The following is a 17,251-nucleotide window of genomic DNA, read 5'->3' as shown; positions in this document are numbered from 1 at the left end:
GGTTTGCCTGCCCAGGTGCCGCAAGGCCTCCACGACCTGACTCAGCAGCAAACGACCCAGGCCATGGCCTTCGTCTTCCGGTAGCAAAGCCAGCACCATGATTTCGCCTGTGCTTCTGTCAGCAAAGCAGTAACCGGCCATGCGTGTGCCAGCCCAGGCGATCAGGCCAATCAGTTCTTCGCTTTCGATACCTGCCCGCCAACTTGCTTCCGTGATGCCCTGCGCCTGTAGTTCAGCCGGGCTGAAAGCGTTTTCACGAGTCAGGCCGCGCAGGCGCAGGCATTCTGCTGTGTCTTCGGGCCGGGCGGGAGAAATGCGGTAGGTGGAATGAAGCGATGTCATGAAAAAATCCGATGTGGGGCAGCACCGTGCCTTTGGCTGGCCAGGCGCCGCCATTTGGCTCAGACGTGGCTGCCCAGCGCTTCGCTGATCTGGCGTGCCGCCAGTTGCACAACCGGAATTAGCGCACGCATGCGTGCTTCGTCGGTATAGGGGGCCGTGCCGGTCACGCTGATTGCGGCGATGATGCGGTTACTGATGTCGCGCACGGGCGCTGCCACGCAGCGTATGCCAGCAGCATTTTCTTCGAGATCCATGCTGTAGCCGCCCTGGGCATAGCGCGCCATCATTTCCATCCACGCATCGCGAGGAATCTGGATGTCGCCCCGGCTGGCATCATGCTCGTAGCGTTGCAGCCATTGCTCAGGGGTTTCGTCGAGGATCAGTGATTTGCCGACACCAGTGCCGCAGATCGGTTTGCGCCCGCCGATGCGGGTGTTGACCTGTACCGGGCGCTGGCCGCCAATCTTGTCCAGATAGATGATGCCGTTGCCATCCAGCGACGCCAGATGCACGGTATCCTGGGTTTCTTCGGCCAGTCTCTCAAGATGTGGCCGGGCGCAACTGGTGAGCGTGGACTCCCGGTATGCGGCAAAGCCCAACTCCAGTAAACGGTTGCCTAGGCGGTAGCCCCGGCGAGGTTCGAAATGCAGATAGCGTGCCTGTACCAAGGCGGAGGCCAGCCGGTGCGTGGTGCTGAAGCTGACACCGGTACGGGCGGCAATCGCCTGCACGGTAATGCAGCCATCGGCGACGGCATCTATGATGTCCAGGCCGCGAAACAAGGTCTGGCTGGCCAGGGCACGAGGAGCAGGGTCGGTCGTTGACATAATGGAGGCTATTCTACCCGTGGGCAGGGCGTTGGCGCAGGGAGTCTGGCAAGGATAAAGGGCCGTACGGAGCCGGGAAGACCGGCGTGCGCTGATCCGGCTCCTGGGCTGATTTCGGCAGGCTTGCCAGTCGGTGGGTGAAATAGCCCAAGCCAAAGCAAAGGCCAAAGCAAAAGCCGGCGCATTCCTGCGCCGGCTTTTGCTTATTGGCAGCCCGTGCCGGTGCAACACACCGCTCCGGGCTGCCGGTAAGAGCTTGGTATTTGGTATCAGGCCGATTTTTTCAGCAGATCCAGCGCTACATCGACGATCATGTCTTCCTGGCCGCCGACCATGCGACGCTTGCCCAGCTCGACCAGGATATCGACCGTGCTGATGCCGTATTTCTTGGCAGCCACTTCCGCATGGCGCAGGAAGCTGGAGTACACGCCAGCGTAGCCCAGTGCCAGGGTTTCACGGTCCACACGCACCGGACGATCCTGCAGGGGGCGCACGATGTCGTCGGCGGCATCCATCAGCGTGTAGAGGTCGGTGCCGTGGTTCCAGCCCAGGCGTTCGGCGGCGGCGATGAAGACTTCCAGCGGCGCGTTACCGGCACCTGCGCCCATGCCTGCCAGGCTGGCGTCGATGCGATCGCAGCCTTCTTCCACGGCGACGATGGAGTTGGCGACACCCAGCGACAGGTTGTGGTGGGCGTGCATGCCGGTGGTGGTTTCGGGCTTGAGCACGGCTTTCAGCGCGCGGAAGCGGTCACGCACATCCTGCATGCCCAGTGCGCCGCCGGAATCCACCACATAGATGGTGGTGGCGCCGTAGCTTTCCATCTTCTTGGCTTCGACCGCCAGGTTTTCCGGCGTGGTCATGTGGCTCATCATCAGGAAGCCGACCGTGTCCATGCCCAGCTCGCGGGCGCGTTCGATGTGCTGCTTGGAAACGTCGGCTTCCGTGCAGTGGGTGGCGACGCGGACGATGCTGGCGCCGGCCTTGTGGGCGTTTTCCAGGTCATGGATGGTACCGATGCCGGGCAGCAGCAGCGTGGCGATCTTCGAGTGGCTCAGTTCGCCGGCGACGGCTTCGATCCATTCCAGATCGGTATGCGCGCCGAAGCCGTAGTTGAAGCTGGAGCCTTGCAGGCCGTCACCGTGGGCCACTTCGATGGAATCGACTTTGGCCTTGTCCAGTGCGCGGGCAATGTCCTTGACGTTCTGAATGGAGTACTGGTGGCGGATGGCGTGGCTGCCATCACGCAGCGTGACGTCGGAAATATAGAGTTTCTTGCCGGGATTGAAGGTCATGATAAGTCTCCCCCCTCAGGCGTTGATGATCGACTCGGCCATGCTTTCGGCAGTGGCCAGCGCGGCGGAGGTCATGATGTCCAGGTTGCCGGCGTAGGCGGGCAGATAGTGCGCCGCGCCTTCGACTTCCAGGAATACCGAGGTTTTCAGGCCGCTGAATTTGCCCAGGCCGGGGATGTTCAGGGGCGCTTCCGGCGGAATGACGTCGAACTGCACTTTCTGCTTGAGGCGATAGCCCGGCACGTAGGCATGGACGGCCGCGGCCATTTCTTCAATGGATTGCTCCACCTTGGCCTGGTCGGCGGCTTCGCTCAGCACATAGACCGTGTCGCGCATGATGAGCGGCGGCTCGGCCGGGTTCAGAACGATGATGGCCTTGCCCTTGGCTGCGCCGCCCACCTGTTCGATGGCGCGCGAGGTGGTCTCGGTGAATTCGTCGATGTTGGCTCGCGTGCCGGGGCCAGCCGATTTGCTGGCGATGGAGGCCACGATTTCCGCGTAGTGCACTTTGGCCACGCGGGATACGGCAGCAACCATGGGAATGGTGGCCTGGCCGCCGCAGGTGACCATGTTCACGTTGGCTTCGTTGATGTGCTCGCTCAGGTTCACGACAGGCACGCAATACGGGCCAATGGCAGCAGGCGTCAGGTCGATGACACGGATGCCCGGCTTGGCTTCGCGCAGGCGCTTGTCGTTCTTGACGTGGGCACCAGCGCTGGTGGCGTCGAAAACGAAGTCGATATCAGCGAAAACCGGCAGCTTGATCAGCCCTTCGACGCCTTCGTGCGTCGTTGCGACACCGAGGCGCGCAGCACGCGCCAGGCCGTCAGAGGCAGGGTCGATGCCGACCATTGCGCCCATTTCCAGGTTTTTGCCGTGCCGCAGTATCTTGATCATCAGGTCCGTGCCGATATTGCCGGAACCGATGATCGCGGCCTTGAGTTTTTTCTCTGCCACGTCAGTCTCCATCACCAGGCCGCGCTGCATGCCCGGCCTTCTTGTATGTTCCGCGGCTGCCCGGATGACGGCCGCTGCCTCTGACCCCCGTCGTCGAGGACGCGAGGTTCCCGGAAAGATTAACGTGCTCGGCTTTAATTTTCAACATATAAGATTTGTTCTCATATATTGAGATTTATGACTGAGCAGGAACAGGTGAGCGTGCCAGGGCATGGCGGTGGCAGGCAGGATGCCATCATGGCGTCACGATGGCGGGCGGAATTGCATTTTTCTTAATGCATAAATCAATGGGTGCTAATTTCCATTGGCTATTTCAATTTCAGGGAATCGTCATGAGCATATAGATATTGGTTATTGATTAAATGCCGGCCGCGCAGCGGGGTCATATAAGGAAATAAAAAAAGAGTAGTGGTGCGACCAGGGGCATTGCGGGTTCAATTCAATTTTGGATGGCGGAATTGCACATAGCGGGGCGCCGTCACCCGATCGAATAGAAAGCTGCCTGGCAGGCTGCCAGCGACGGCAATGAATGAATCCCTTAGAAAAGGTCGCACTATGTTGAGCAATATCAAGCGGTTCCTGCTGGCCAGCGCCATTGCGCTGGCGGTGACGCCTTCGTTCGCAGCAGATAAATTGCGTATCGGCGTGGTGCCGGGCGCCTATGCTGACTCCATCAATGCCGCTGCCCAGGAAGCCAGGAAACAGGGTATTGAAGTCGAAGTGATTGAATTCACTGATTGGACGACGCCGAATGTTGCAGTGAATAACGGCGATATCGACATCAATTATTTCCAGCACCAGCCATTCCTGAATAACGCCAATGCCAAGCAGGGCTTCAAGCTGGTGAGCGCCGATACCGGCATTCTGGCCAATGTCGGGCTGTATTCGCTCAAGCACAAGAGCGTCGATGACGTGCCGCAGAACGGCAAGGTCGGCATCGCCAACGATCCGGTGAACCAGGGCCGAGGCCTGCTGCTGTTGCAGAAGGTCGGGCTGATCAAGCTGAAGCCCGAGGTCGGTTACCTGGGCACGCTGGACGATATCGTTGAAAACCCCAGGACTCTGAGCTTTGTCGAAGTCGAAGGGCCGCAACTGGTGCGCATCACCGGGGATGTGGACATCGCCCAGGGCTATCCCCATTTCATCGTTGCGGCCAAGGCCTTCGACCCCTCCAGCGGGCTGGCCTACTCGGGCATTGAAGACGCGCAATTTGCGATCCAGTTCGTCGTCAAGGAAGGCCGCGAAAAAGACCCCGTCATCCGCAAGTTCATCGACATCTACCAGCAGTCGCCCGAGGTCAAGGCAGTGACGCGCCAGTCGTTCAATGACGATGATCGGCTCTACACCCTTGCCTGGGTGCGCAAGTAAGGGGTCTGCTGCACAGCATGGGACGCCAATACGGATCTTTATGCGTTGCCCGCAGGCAGCGCGGACGAAGGAGAGAATCATGACACTTACGACCGCCTTGCGGCGCAGTCTCGTACAAGGTGACGTTTTCGATGGCGGCTACGCGATCGGTGAAGACGCCGTGCAGGAGCAGGTAGAAGGGGATGCCGAACAGGCGCTGACGGCCACGGCCGGCGCCGGGTCGGTATCCTTCCGGCAGGTGGGCAAGATCTACCGCTCATCGGCGGGTGAGGTGCCGGCGCTGGAAGATATCAACCTGGATATCCCTGCAGGCAGTGTTTTCGGCATCATTGGCCGCAGCGGCGCGGGCAAGTCCAGCCTCCTGCGTACCATCAACCGCCTGGAGCAACCGACCAGCGGCCAGGTGCTGGTCGATGGCGTGGATATCGGCCAGCTCAACGAGAGCGAACTGGTACGGTTGCGCCGCCGGATCGGCATGATCTTCCAGCATTTCAACCTGCTGTCCGCCAAAACGGTGTTCGACAACGTGGCGCTGCCACTGACCGTCGCAGGCGTGCCGCGCCAGAAAATCACGCAACGCGTGAACGAACTGCTGGCTCTGGTAGGGCTGCAGGACAAGCAGGACACCTATCCGGGCCGCCTGTCGGGCGGACAGAAGCAGCGCGTGGGCATTGCACGGGCGCTTGCCACTCATCCCGAGATCCTGCTGTGCGATGAAGCTACTTCGGCGCTGGACCCCGAAACCACGCATTCGATCCTGGCCCTGCTGCGGGATATCAATCGCCGCCTGGGCATTACCGTCATCCTGATCACGCACGAAATGAGCGTGATCCGGGAAATTGCCGACCAGGTCCTGGTGCTGGAGCAAGGGCGCATTGTTGAGCAGGGCGAAGTCTGGAAAGTCTTCGGCGCGCCGCAGCACGCGGCCACGCGCGCGTTGCTGGCCCCACTGCAGCATGGCTTGCCCGAAGACTTGCAGGCGCGGCTGTTGCAGCGCCCGCCGGCCAGTGGCCGCTACGAGCAGATCCTGGCGCTGGGCTATAGCGGCGAAAGCGGCCTGGAGCCGGATTTCCAGCGTATCGCCCAGGCTCTGCCGGGCGACCAGCGCCTGATCCATGGCGGCGTGGATCGCATCCAGGGGCATGCGCACGGGCGCCTGTTGCTGGCGCTCGATGGCAAAACCCTGCTGCCGGATTTCAATCGACTAACGCGAGGCCCGGAGGCCATCGCGCATCACATAGAGGTAATCGGTTATGTCGCTGACGCTGTCCATTCCCGCTGATCGCTACTGGCAGGCCCTATCCGACACCTTGATGATGGTCGGGGTGTCCGGTGTCATCGCCTTCGCCGCAGGCATTCCGCTGGCGATCCTGCTGATTGTCACCGCGCCCGGCGGCTTTCTGGAGTCGCCACGCGTCAACCGCATCATCGGCAGCGTGGTCAACGGTTTTCGCGCCACGCCTTTCATCGTGCTGCTGGTTGCCCTGATTCCCTTTACCCGTCTGGTGGCGGGAACCACCATCGGTGTCTGGGCCGCCATTGTGCCGCTGGCCATCAGTGCGACGCCGTTCTTTGCGCGGATTGCCGAAGTCAGCCTGCGTGAAGTCGACCCGGGGCTGATCGAAGCCGCCCAGGCCATGGGCTGCAAGAAGTGGAGCATCGTGCGGCACGTCTATCTGCCGGAAGCCCTGCCTGGCATCGTCGGTGGATTCACCATCACTTTGGTGGCACTGATCAGTTCGTCCGCCATGGCTGGCGCCGTGGGCGCCGGCGGCCTGGGGGACCTGGCGATTCGCTACGGATACCAGCGCTTCGACACGCAGGTCATGTTGATCGTGATTGCGGTGTTGATCGCTCTGGTGTCGGTGGTGCAGGCCGGGGGAGACGCCTATGTGCGTTGGTTGCGCAGCCGTTGATCGGCTGTTTTCAATGCAGACAAGGGAAGAAGCACTGATGAGCAAGAACGCCACGGGCCAGGAAAGCCTGCCTCATACCCAACCCACCGCCGAGGCCGGCCGGCTGCCGTTGCCGCCCCGTGTGCCGCATCGGATCGCCAGCGAGGCGGAAGCGCTGGAAATTGCTTCCGCCCTGGCCGAAGAGTTCCGCCAGTCGGCGGCCCAGCGCGACCGCGAACGCCGTCTGCCCTGGGATGAAATCGAACGCTACACCGCGAGTGGCCTGGGCGCCATCACGGTGCCCAGGGAGCATGGCGGCCTTGGCGCTTCCTATGAAACGCTGGCCCGGGTGTTCGAGACCATCTGCGCCGCCGATCCTTCATTGGGTCAGATTCCCCAGAACCATTTCGCGTTGATCCAGAACCTCAAGGACACCGGTACGCCGGCGCAGCAAGCGCGCTGGTTTCGTGCCGTGCTCGAGGGCCATCGTTTCGGCAATGCCGGTCCTGAGCGCAAGGCCAAAGCCGGGCATTTGTACCAGGCGACGGCGCGGCTGCACCGCGATGCGCAAGGAGGCTTGCGAGTGAGCGGCACGCGCTTTTATTCGACAGGGGCGATCTTCGCCCACTGGATTCCGTTCCGCGCCGTGGACGAAGCCGAGCGGCCGGTGCAAGTGTGGGTCAGGCGCGATGCACCGGGCGTGCAGGTCATTGATGATTGGAGTTCTTTCGGGCAGCGGACGACCGCCAGTGGCAGCGTGGTCTTCGATGCGGTTGCGGTCGATGAGGCCGATGTGGTGGCCGTGTGGCGCCATGCGGGAATTCCCAATCTTTCCGGGCCAGTATCGCAACTGATCCAGGCCGCCATAGATGCCGGCATCGCTCGTGGCGCGCTGGCCGATGGCCTGGCGTTCGTGCGCGAAAAAAGCCGCCCCTGGGTGGACTCGGGTGTCGCCAGCGCCAACCTGGACCCGCACTTGATCCAGGAGGTCGGCCAGCTGCAGGTTGATGTGGATGCCGCCCAGGCCGTCCTGCTGGAAAGCGCCAGAACGCTGGATGAGCTGGCTGCTGGCAGGGTGGATGAAGCCGTGTCCGCCAGGGCATCGGTGGCCGTTGCCGAAGCCAAGATACTGACGACGGAAGCCGCACTGGCCGCTAGCGAGCAATTGTTCGCGCTGGCCGGTTCGTCGTCCACGCGCGCTGCGCACAACCTGGACCGCCACTGGCGCAATGCGCGGGTCCACACGCTGCATGATCCGGTGCGCTGGAAGTATCACCTGCTGGGTAACTATCTGCTCAATGGTGCGCTGCCTGGCCGCCACCAGTGGAATTGATCCGGCAGGACACGCGCAAGTGCCGCCATGCATGGCCTTGCCTGGCGGTTTTATCCGGAGCCGAGGGCTCGTTGAATGACGGTGCAGGCAGGCCGGCCCTGGTGGCCGTGCCGGCAGGCGCCAGGTTGGCAGGGAGGAAGGGCAATGACACGATATGACGATGCGGCAGCGTTGCTGGAGAACGATGAGGCGGCCTTGCCGCTGGCGCCCCGCGCCGCGCAGCCGGCGGCAGTGATCCGCGATGAACACGAAGCCTTGCAGGTGGCACGTCGCCTGGCTGACGAACTGGCGGTGGGGGCCGTGCGCCGGGACCGTGATCGCATTCTGCCGTGGCGTGAAGTCGAGGCGTTCAGCCAGAGCGGCCTGTGGGGTATCACGATTCCCAAGGCCTATGGCGGGGCCGAGGTGTCGGCTGGTGTGCTGGCGCAGGTGGTCGCCACTATTGCGGCGGCAGATGGCAATTTCGGCCATATTCCGCAGAACCATTTCTATTCGCTGGAAGTGTTGCGCGTGGGCGGTTCAGAAGAGCAGAAGGCTTTTTTCTATGATCGCGTGCTGCGCGGCGAGCGCCTGGGCAATGCGCTGGCGGAGATCGGTCACAAGGATTTCAAGCGCCGCACGCATTTATTGCGTGAGCCCGATGGCTGGTATGTGGAGGGCAGCAAGTTCTATTGCACCGGGGCGATTTTCGCGCACTGGATTCCGACCCTGGTGAGTGCGCAGGACCCCGATGGCGAACGCCAGTATCTGGTGTTCGTGCCGCGTGAAGCCGATGGGGTGGAAATCACCGATGACTGGGATGGTTTCGGCCAGCGCGTGACGGGCAGCGGCTCGGTGCGCTTCCGGCGTGTGCGTGTCGATCCGGCCTGGGTGGTGCCGTTCCAGACCTCTTTCGACAGGCCGACGACCATCGGGCCATTCGCGCAGATCATCCATGCCGCGCTTGATGCCGGTATCGGCCATGGTGCCCTGGCTGCAACCCTGCCTTTCGTGCGCGAACATGCGCGCCCCTGGATAGATGCCGGTGTCGAACGCGCCAGCGACGATCCCCTGCTGCTGGAACAGCTGGGCAACGTGCACCTGCGCTTGCGCGCTGCAGATGCCCTGATCGCCCGTGCTGCGCGGCTGGTCGATGCTGCGCAGCAGGCGCCGGACGAGGAGAGCGTCGCGCAGGCATCCATCGCCGTGGCGCAGGCCAAGGCGCTGAGTACCAGCGCCAGCCTGTTGGCGGGCAACAAGCTGTTCGAGTTGTCCGGTACCGGCGCCACCCTGGACGGTCTTGGGCTGGACCGTTTCTGGCGCAATGCGCGCGTACACACCCTGCATGACCCGGTGCGCTGGAAGTATCACGCCATCGGCAACTACGCGCTCAACGGCGTGCGTCCGCCGCGTCACGGCGCACTTTGATTTCCCATGGAATCCATGATGAAGCAGACTTTCCTGAAAACATTGGTGGTGCTGGCCGCAGCCAGCCTGCTGGGTGGCATCGCCAGCGCCGCACCGCTCAAGATCGGCGTGGTGCCTGGCATTTTTGCGGATTCGGTCGAGGTTGCCGCCACCGAGGCTCGCAAGCAGGGCCTGGAAGTGCAGGTAGTCGAGTTCACCGATTGGGCCACGCCCAATGTCGCGCTAGATGCCGGCGATATCGACCTGAACTACTACCAGAACAGTAACTACCTGGCCAACGCCATGCGTGACAAGGGGTTCCGATTCACCAGCGTGCAGGCAGGCATCCTGTCCTACCTGGGGCTGTATTCGCTCAAGCACGATTCGCTGGACGCCATTCCTGATGGCGCCACGGTAGCGATCGCCAGCGATGCGGTCAATGTCGGCCGCGGCTTGCGCCTGCTGCAACATGCGGGCCTGATCACACTGCGCCCGGACACTGGCCTGCTGGGGACGCTGGAAGATATCCAGTCCAACCCGAAGAAGCTGAAGTTCGTCGAAGTGGAAGGGCCGCAATTGGCTCGCGCCACGCAGGACGTGGACCTGGCGCAAGGCTTTCCCTATTTCATTCTGGCGTCCAAGGCTTTCGACGCGACCAAGGCGCTGGCACTGACGCGTTACGAGGATGACTCCTGGGCCATCCAGTTCGTGGCCCGCCAGGACCGCGCGGCAGACCCGCGCATTGCCGCTTTTCTTGAGGTCTACAAGAATTCGCCGGCCGTGCGCCAGACCATCGAGCAGTTCTACCAGAACGAGTCCAGGCTCTATCGCCTGGCCTGGCTGGACAAGTGAGGATCGCCATGTCGGGACAGAAAAAGCAGATCCACGTCAACGCGTTCAATATGAACTGCGTCGGGCATATTCATCATGGCCTGTGGACGCATCCACGTGACCGGTCCACCGAATACCACACGCTGAAATACTGGACGGATATTGCCAGGACGCTGGAGCGCGGTTTGTTCGACGGCCTGTTCATTGCCGATGTGGTGGGGTACTACGATGTTTACCAGGGCAATGTCGATCTGACCTTGCGTGAGGCCGTGCAACTGCCGGTAAACAACCCCTGGTTGCTGGTGTCCGCCATGGCGGCGGTAACCGAGCATATCGGCTTCGGTGTGACGGCGACGGTGGGGGCGCTCAACCCCTATACCTTCGCACGCGACGTTTCCACGCTGGACCAGCTCAGCAACGGCCGCATCGGCTGGAATATCGTGACCGGCTATGTGGATAGCGGTGCTCGCGGGCTGGGCCAGGACGGGCTGGCCGAGCATGATGTGCGTTATGACCGGGCCGAGGATTTCCTGACGCTGGCCTACAAGCTCTGGGAAGGCAGCTGGGAGGACGGCGCCGTGATCGCGGACCGCGCGCGGCGCATCCATGCACTGCCGGAAAAAGTGCACGCCATTCAGCACGAAGGTCCGTTCTATCGTGCCAATGCCATTCACATGAGCGCGCCTTCGCCGCAGCGCACGCCAGTGCTGTTCCAGGCGGGAACATCCGCTCGCGGGCGCAGTTTTGCCGGTCAGCATGCCGAAGGTATCTTCATCGGTGCAGCCACGCCGGCCGCCGCCCGTGAAACGTCGCGGCGCCTGCGTCAGGCGGCGGCAGACGCGGGGCGGGACCCGGCTGCGCTCAAGATCTATGCTGGCGTCGCGGTCGTGGCGGGGCGGACCGAGGCCGAAGCCCGGGAGAAGTATGCGGATTACCTGAGCCATGCCAGCGCAGAGGGCGGGCTGGCGCATTTTTCCGCCAGCACCGGTATTGATTTCTCACGCTATGACCTGGACGAACCCATCCAGTACGGCAAAAGCAATGCCATCCAGTCCGCGGCCCAGGCGGCGCAGCAACAGGGCTGGACCACGCGCCGCCAGCTGCTGGAACAGTTCCGGCTGGGCAGTCGCTACAACACGATCGTGGGGGATGCGGCGCAGGTGGCGGATGAGCTGGAACGCTGGATAGACGAAGGGGAGATAGACGGTTTCAACCTGACACGCATCGTGGTGCCGGAAACCTGGGAGGACTTTGCCAATATCGTCGTGCCTGAGTTGCAGAACCGCGGGCGCTACCGCACGGCCTACGAACCGGGCAGCTTCCGCCAGAAGCTGTTCGGCCAGGGGGATCGCCTGCCCGAGAGTCACCCGGCCGCACGCTGGCGTGTGCGCGCCGGTATGCAGCCGGCGCCTGCTGCGGAAATACCGGTGGAGGTGCAATCATGACCACGGGCCAAAGCACAAGCCTCGGCCTGAAGGCCGAGGTCAAGCGAGGCATTCTCCATACGGCGCCGCAGGCGCCCCCGTATGGCGGCGGAGAAGCGCCGGCCCTCGGGCCGGCGTTCTTCACGCAGGGGAAAAACGGACGGCGCTTGCGGTGGCTGGGCCTGCATGCATGCCGGACGTTCGGGCTGCTGGCATTGTGCCTGGGCGCGGCCGGTGCCCAAACGCTGAAAGTCGGGGTGACGCCGGGGGCGCTGGCGGATTCAGCGCAGATTGCCGCAGATGAGGCCAGGGCGGCCGGGCTGGAGGTGCAGATTGTCGAGTTCACCGATTGGACCTTGCCCAATACAGCCCTGGTCAATGGCGACCTGGATCTGAACTATTACCAGCACCAGGCGTTCCTGGATACATTCAACCGGGAAAATCGTCAGGACCTGCGCAGCGTGGGGCCAGGAGTACGAGGCAATATCGGCCTGTTCTCACGGCGTTACACCACGCTGGCATCCTTGCCGCAAGGCGCGCGGGTTGCGCTGGCCAACGACACATCCAACCAGACCCGGGCGCTGGAAACCTTGCAGGAAGCCGGACTGATCCGCTTGCGGCCGGATGCTCCCCGGTTGGCGCAACTGGACGATATCGCCGAAAACCCCAAGAAGCTGAGTTTCATCGAGCTGGCCGGTCCGCAACTGCCCCGCGCGCTTGATGATGCCGATCTGGTCGTTGTCACGCCCGGCAGCCTGGTGCAGGCAGGGCAGAACGAAGTCGCGCACCAGGGGCTGTTCTACAGCACGGGTACGGACACGTTCTGGGGCATCCAGTTCGTGACGCGGGCCGATAACGCCAACGACCCCCGCGTCCGCCAGTTCGTCAGCATCTACCAGTCTTCCGCTGCGGTCCGGCAGCGCGTGCATGACTCCTATGCTGGGGAAGAAAAGTTCTACAGCCTGACCTGGCTGGCCGCGTCGCCGGCACAGCCGGTCGCCGAAGTGAAATAGAGACCGAAATGATTCAACATGTGAAGAAGAAACTGTGGCTGGCGCTCGGGGCCGCCGGCCTGACTCTGGCCGTGGCCGCGCAGGCGGCTCCCTTGAAAATCGGGGTGTCGGCTGTGACCGCGCCATCGCTGGAGGCGACGGCGGCAGAGGCCAGGAAGCAAGGGCTCGATGTGGAGGTCATCGAGTTCAGCGACTGGACCACCCCCAACGAAGCCCTGGCGTCGGGAGACCTGGACGCCAACTATTTCCAGCATCTGCCGTTCCTGGAAAACGCCGTCAAGGTGCGAGGCTATCGCTTTAAGGTGGCGGATGTCGGTTTCCTGATGAACGTCGGCGTGTTTTCCAAGTCGATTCGTTCGCTGGACGCGGTGCCGGATGGCGCAACGGTGTCGGTCTACGATGACGTCACGAATCAGGGGCGCCAGTTGCTGTTCCTGCAGAAACTGGGGCTGATCAAGCTGAAAAATCCTGAGGATTCTTTCAGCACCGTGTATGACATTACCGAGAATCCGCGCAAGCTGAAATTCGTGGAAATTCCAGGCCCGCAACTGGCGCGTGCGCTGGATGACGTAGACCTCGCGGTGGGCGCGCCCTTGTTTTTCGTGGCGGCAGGACGCAGCGATGTCGCTTCAAGCGGCCTGGCGTACTCCGGGGCGGAGGATGAAAAATATGCAATCCATTTCGTGGTCCGTGATGGCGAACCGGCAGACCCGCGCCTGCAACAGGTGATCCGTATCTATCAGGATTCACCGGTGGTACGCGCGCAGATCCATGAGTCGCTGGGCAAGGATGAAAAACTCTACACCTTGCCCTGGCTGGAGAAGCCGCCGCGCTAAGGCAGGTCAATATCATCAGGCCAGCGCCCCGGTCCCTGCGATGCAGCAGGCGCCGGGGCGTTTTGTCAGCGGTCGGCGAGCTGGAACAGCCGTGCCGCATTGCCATACAGCAGCCGGTCCAGGGCATCCTCGCGGAAACCCAGCTGCAGGAAATCTTCCACACTCTGGCGGATGGGCCGGAATGTATAGGACGACCCGAACAACAGCTGGTCGGCCAGGAAACTGTTGGCCGCCTGCACATAGTGCTCGCTGCCGGGCTGGAACAGATACATATCCGGCACCAGGTGGACGTTCTCGTGGCGGAACGCCAGGCCGATAGCTTGCTGCACGTTCGGCCAGTAGCCGTGATAGACCACCAGCGGCAGGTCCGGGAACGCCTGAGCCACGCGGGCCAGTCCGGCCGGGTCGTTGAAACGCGGGTCTGGCGTGGTCGGTCCGCTCATCAGGAACACTGGCACGCCCAGGCTGCGCGCGAGTTCATAGACAGGCCAATAGACCGGATCGTCGGGGTGCCGTGCCGGTTCACCAAAGCCGGGCTCCAGGTCGATGCCGGACAGGCCCAGTGTCTTGATGGCGCGCTCGATTTCCGCCAGCGCGGCCTGTTCGCCCTGCAGAACCGGGTCGACACCGGCAATGCCCAGCAGTTCATCGTGGCCGTGCACGATCTGGTGGATCGTGTCGTTGGGCAGATGCTGGCTGGGTGTGTGGCGGCCCACGACGACGGCCTTGCTCAGGCCGGCATCACGGACTTCCTGCAGGAAGCCGTCCTGGGTCAGCGATTTTTCGAAATGGGTGTCGCTGCCGCGCGTACCGACGCGCCGGTTCAGCCAACGTGCCGTGGCGTGTTCTGGCGATCCGGGGGTGGCACCGAAAAAATCGTGCAGGAATGCCGGACGACAGCGCATGTCGATGATTTTGCGGCTCATGATGCGGATTCCTTGAGCGCACGGGTGGCGCGGATGTCGAAGGCGCCGCCGGTCTGGGCCTGGTCGATGAGGGTGACCGGGCGCTTGCCCAGCAGCGGAAACACCAGTTCGGCGAAGCGGATGGACTCCTCCAGATGCGGATAGCCCGACAGGACGAAGGTATCGGCGCCCAGGTCGGCATATTCCTTGAGCCGTTCCGCCACGGTGGCGGCATCGCCGACCAGTGCGGTGCCCGCGCCGCCGCGCACCAGGCCGACGCCGGCCCAAAGATTGGGAGCGACTTCCAGGCGGTCGCGGCGCCCGCCATGCAGGGCCGCCATGCGGGCCTGGCCGACTGAGTCCATGCGAGCGTAGTTCTGCTGGGCCAGCGCGATATCTTCGTCAGTCAATTTGCTGATGAGGCGATCGGCCTCGGCCCAGGCCTCGTCATTGGTTTCGCGCACGATGACGTGCAGGCGCACGCCCAGCTTGAGCTTGCGGCCGTGGCGTGCGGCGCGGCGGCGGATGTCGGCGAATTTCTCCGCCACAGCTTCTGGCGGTTCACCCCAGGTGAGATAGGCGTCCAGCTGGCTGGCCGCCAGTTCGTGCGCGGCGTCGGATGAACCGCCGAAGTACAGCGGCGGGTAGGGTTGCTGCACCGGCGGAAAATAATTCCGGCCTTGTTTGACGGTGAAATATTTGCCTTCGAAGTCGACGCTTTCGCCCGACAACAGGCGGCGCCAGATAGTCAGGAATTCCGCCGCATAATCGTAGCGGGCATCGTGGTCGAGAAACACCCCGTCGGCGGCCAGTTCGGTGGCGTCGCCGCCCGGTACGACATTGAGCAGCAGGCGTCCGTGCAGGGCCTGGTCAAGCGTGGCGGCCTGGCGCGCGTTGGAGACCGGCGCGCCCAGCGAGGTGCGCAGCGCCACCAGCAGTTTGATGCGCTGCGTGACGGGCACGAGGCTGGCGGCGACTACCCAGGGGTCCAGGCAGGAACTGCCGGTAGGAATCAGCAGGCCGTCATAGCCCAGGTTCTCGCTGGTGGTGGCGATGCTGCGCAGGTATTCGACAGTGGGCGCGCGCCCGAAATCCGACTTGCCCAGGTAGCGGGTGTCGCCCGACGTCGGGAGAAACCAGAAAATTTCTGGTGGAACCTCGAAATTGGCACTCATACGGTGGTTTCCTGTGACGGGGTGCAGGGGATGCGAGGCAGCATCCTAGCCGTCAGGCCCATGGTCGTATGGTTCGTCGTGCCATGCGGCGGCTCATGAGCCAGGTGCGATGGCGTAAAGCTGCCGGGAAAGTGCTGCCGCAGAACCTCATTAAAGAACCCGGCCGGGCGTGGGCCAACGAAATTTATGGCATTAGTTTATTGGGTGCTTGAGAAAACGACGGCACGCAAGGCCTGGTGGACGGCTGGCAGCGGCTTGCCCGGGGGCGGGAGGCAAAACATATAATCTCCGTCGGCCGGCGACATGCCGGTTTTATTCCTGCTCACGCTGCCGCGGTGCCACGAACGCCGTCTGCAGGCTGTCTCTATGCCGCCGGTTTCCTGTCTGTTTTCCGTTGCCATTCCAGGTTTCCTCTTTTCGTCCTCGTCGCTACGCCTACCCGTCATGAATTCCTCGAATCCTTCGTTTGCTCCCATGCCCGATGCCCAGGGCTTCTTCGGTCCCTTCGGCGGCCAGATCGTGCCTCCCGCCTTGAAGCAGGTCATGGATGACATCGACCAGGCCTACGAAACCATCCGCCAGCGCGAGGACTTCCAGCAGGAGCTGGCTGATCTTTTCGCTGACTACGTCGGCCGGCCCAGCCCGATTTTCCATGCACGCCGCCTGTCGCAGCAGCTGGGCGGCGCGCAGATCCATCTCAAGCGCGAAGACCTCAACCATACCGGCGCCCACAAGATCAATCACTGCCTGGGCGAAGCGCTGCTGGCGCGTTTCATGGGCAAGAAAAAGGTCATTGCCGAAACCGGCGCGGGCCAGCATGGCGTGGCGCTGGCGACGGCCTGCGCCCTGGTGGGCATCCCCTGCGAAATCCACATGGGGCAGGTGGACATTGAAAAAGAGCATCCCAATGTCATCAAGATGCGCATCCTCGGATGTACGCTGGTGCCGGTGACGCGTGGCGCGGCCACGCTGAAGGAAGCGGTCGACAGCGCATTTGAGGAATATCTCAAGGACCCGCAGGCCTTTTTCTATGCGATTGGCTCGGTAGTCGGCCCGCATCCCTTCCCCAAAATGGTGCGTGACTTCCAGTCCATCATCGGCCGCGAGGCGCGTGGCCAGTTCCAGGCACGCCATGGCCGCCTGCCGGATTATGTCGCTGCTTGCGTCGGTGGCGGTTCCAACGCCATCGGCATGTTCACGGCTTTCCTGGGGGATGCGGAGGTGGCGCTGGTCGGCGTGGAGCCTTCGGGCGAAGGCCTGGACAAACCGGGCCGCCATTCGGCCACCCTGAGCAAGGGCAAGCCGGGCCAGCTGCATGGCATGGCCTGCTATGTGTTGGAAGATGAGGCGGGCAATCCGGCAGCGGTGCATTCGATTGCTTCCGGGCTGGATTACCCCGGCGTCGGCCCCCAGCACAGCTACCTGAAGGAGCAGGGGCGGGTGCGCTATGAAACTGCCAGCGACAAGGAAACGCTGGATGCCTTCATGCGGCTGTCGCGTGTCGAAGGCATCATCCCCGCGCTGGAGAGCGCTCACGCTGTGGCCTGGGCCATCCGTCAGGCGCCGCAATTGCGGCCTGACCAGCACATTCTGGTGAACTTGTCGGGCAGGGGTGACAAGGATGCCGATTATGTCGCCAAGCTGCTGGACCTTTGAGGCTTGAC

16 protein-coding genes are annotated in these 17,251 nt (G+C 62.8%); 10 read left to right on the top strand and 6 right to left on the bottom strand.

All coding sequences use genetic code 11. The features are described 5' to 3' along the window. The 4 genes from EV679_RS11985 to EV679_RS11970 form a co-directional block, all read right to left on the bottom strand. Nucleotides 1-342 (bottom strand): GNAT family N-acetyltransferase (locus EV679_RS11985; protein ID WP_130487326.1); only part of this gene is annotated, 342 nt, incomplete at its 3' end. 59 nt (nt 343-401) lie between these two features. Next, nucleotides 402-1,169, bottom strand: a complete 768-nt coding sequence (locus EV679_RS11980) for an IclR family transcriptional regulator (protein ID WP_068375072.1) — start codon at nt 1,167-1,169, stop codon at nt 402-404. 269 nt (nt 1,170-1,438) lie between these two features. After that, entirely contained in the window at nt 1,439-2,464 is a 1,026-nt protein-coding gene (dmpG, locus tag EV679_RS11975) for a 4-hydroxy-2-oxovalerate aldolase (RefSeq protein WP_068375071.1), read from the bottom strand. Between the two features lie 15 nt (nt 2,465-2,479). Next, nucleotides 2,480-3,433 (bottom strand): acetaldehyde dehydrogenase (acetylating), encoded by a 954-nt coding sequence (locus EV679_RS11970; protein ID WP_165390048.1) that lies wholly within the window; start codon nt 3,431-3,433, stop codon nt 2,480-2,482. Nucleotides 3,434-3,976: 543 nt separating this feature from the next. Here EV679_RS11970 and EV679_RS11965 point away from each other — a divergent pair. From EV679_RS11965 to EV679_RS11925, 9 genes are all read left to right on the top strand, one after another. Beyond that, nucleotides 3,977-4,789, top strand: a complete 813-nt coding sequence (locus tag EV679_RS11965) for a MetQ/NlpA family ABC transporter substrate-binding protein (RefSeq protein WP_068375067.1) — start codon at nt 3,977-3,979, stop codon at nt 4,787-4,789. A gap of 79 nt (nt 4,790-4,868) precedes the next feature. Then, nucleotides 4,869-6,071: a methionine ABC transporter ATP-binding protein gene (locus EV679_RS11960; RefSeq protein WP_083969764.1), complete on the top strand. Its 1,203-nt coding sequence runs from the start codon at nt 4,869-4,871 to the stop codon at nt 6,069-6,071. Beyond that, a complete protein-coding gene (locus tag EV679_RS11955; RefSeq protein WP_068375064.1) occupies nt 6,043-6,705 on the top strand; it encodes a methionine ABC transporter permease in 663 nt (220 codons plus the stop codon). Before EV679_RS11960 ends, EV679_RS11955 begins: the two co-directional genes overlap by 29 nt. Before the next feature lie 37 nt (nt 6,706-6,742). Beyond that, nucleotides 6,743-8,017, top strand: coding sequence for an SfnB family sulfur acquisition oxidoreductase (locus tag EV679_RS11950; RefSeq protein ID WP_127773232.1), 1,275 nt, complete (start codon nt 6,743-6,745; stop codon nt 8,015-8,017). Nucleotides 8,018-8,161: 144 nt separating this feature from the next. Continuing rightward, on the top strand, nt 8,162-9,424 hold the full coding sequence (locus EV679_RS11945) for an SfnB family sulfur acquisition oxidoreductase (RefSeq protein ID WP_083969763.1): 1,263 nt from the start codon (nt 8,162-8,164) through the stop codon (nt 9,422-9,424). Nucleotides 9,425-9,442: 18 nt separating this feature from the next. After that, complete coding sequence (locus tag EV679_RS11940; protein ID WP_127775531.1) at nt 9,443-10,255, top strand: MetQ/NlpA family ABC transporter substrate-binding protein; 813 nt, start codon at nt 9,443-9,445, stop codon at nt 10,253-10,255. Nucleotides 10,256-10,263: 8 nt separating this feature from the next. After that, entirely contained in the window at nt 10,264-11,679 is a 1,416-nt protein-coding gene (locus tag EV679_RS11935; protein WP_130487325.1) for an LLM class flavin-dependent oxidoreductase, read from the top strand. Then, entirely contained in the window at nt 11,676-12,671 is a 996-nt protein-coding gene (locus tag EV679_RS11930) for a MetQ/NlpA family ABC transporter substrate-binding protein (protein ID WP_130487324.1), read from the top strand. The genes EV679_RS11935 and EV679_RS11930 overlap by 4 nt, the downstream gene beginning before the upstream one ends. A 20-nt stretch (nt 12,672-12,691) precedes the next feature. After that, nucleotides 12,692-13,507, top strand: coding sequence for a MetQ/NlpA family ABC transporter substrate-binding protein (locus tag EV679_RS11925; RefSeq protein ID WP_242611477.1), 816 nt, complete (start codon nt 12,692-12,694; stop codon nt 13,505-13,507). Nucleotides 13,508-13,572: 65 nt separating this feature from the next. On the opposite strand, the gene EV679_RS11920 is transcribed toward EV679_RS11925, so the two are convergent. Beyond that, on the bottom strand, nt 13,573-14,433 hold the full coding sequence (locus tag EV679_RS11920) for an amidohydrolase family protein (protein WP_130487322.1): 861 nt from the start codon (nt 14,431-14,433) through the stop codon (nt 13,573-13,575). After that, a complete protein-coding gene (gene ssuD, locus EV679_RS11915) occupies nt 14,430-15,587 on the bottom strand; it encodes an FMNH2-dependent alkanesulfonate monooxygenase (RefSeq protein WP_127773238.1) in 1,158 nt (385 codons plus the stop codon). Before ssuD ends, EV679_RS11920 begins: the two co-directional genes overlap by 4 nt. 444 nt (nt 15,588-16,031) lie before the next feature. Between ssuD and trpB the strand changes: the two genes are divergently transcribed. Further along, complete coding sequence (trpB, locus tag EV679_RS11910) at nt 16,032-17,243, top strand: tryptophan synthase subunit beta (RefSeq protein ID WP_068375121.1); 1,212 nt, start codon at nt 16,032-16,034, stop codon at nt 17,241-17,243. Nucleotides 17,244-17,251: the final 8 nt, after the last annotated feature.

Origin of the sequence: Kerstersia gyiorum (assembly GCF_004216755.1) — a bacterium.
In the GTDB taxonomy this organism is placed as follows: domain Bacteria; phylum Pseudomonadota; class Gammaproteobacteria; order Burkholderiales; family Burkholderiaceae_B; genus Kerstersia; species Kerstersia gyiorum.
The sequence above is the reverse complement of the archived record's forward strand: the minus strand, read 5'-3'. Positions and strand labels throughout refer to the sequence as shown.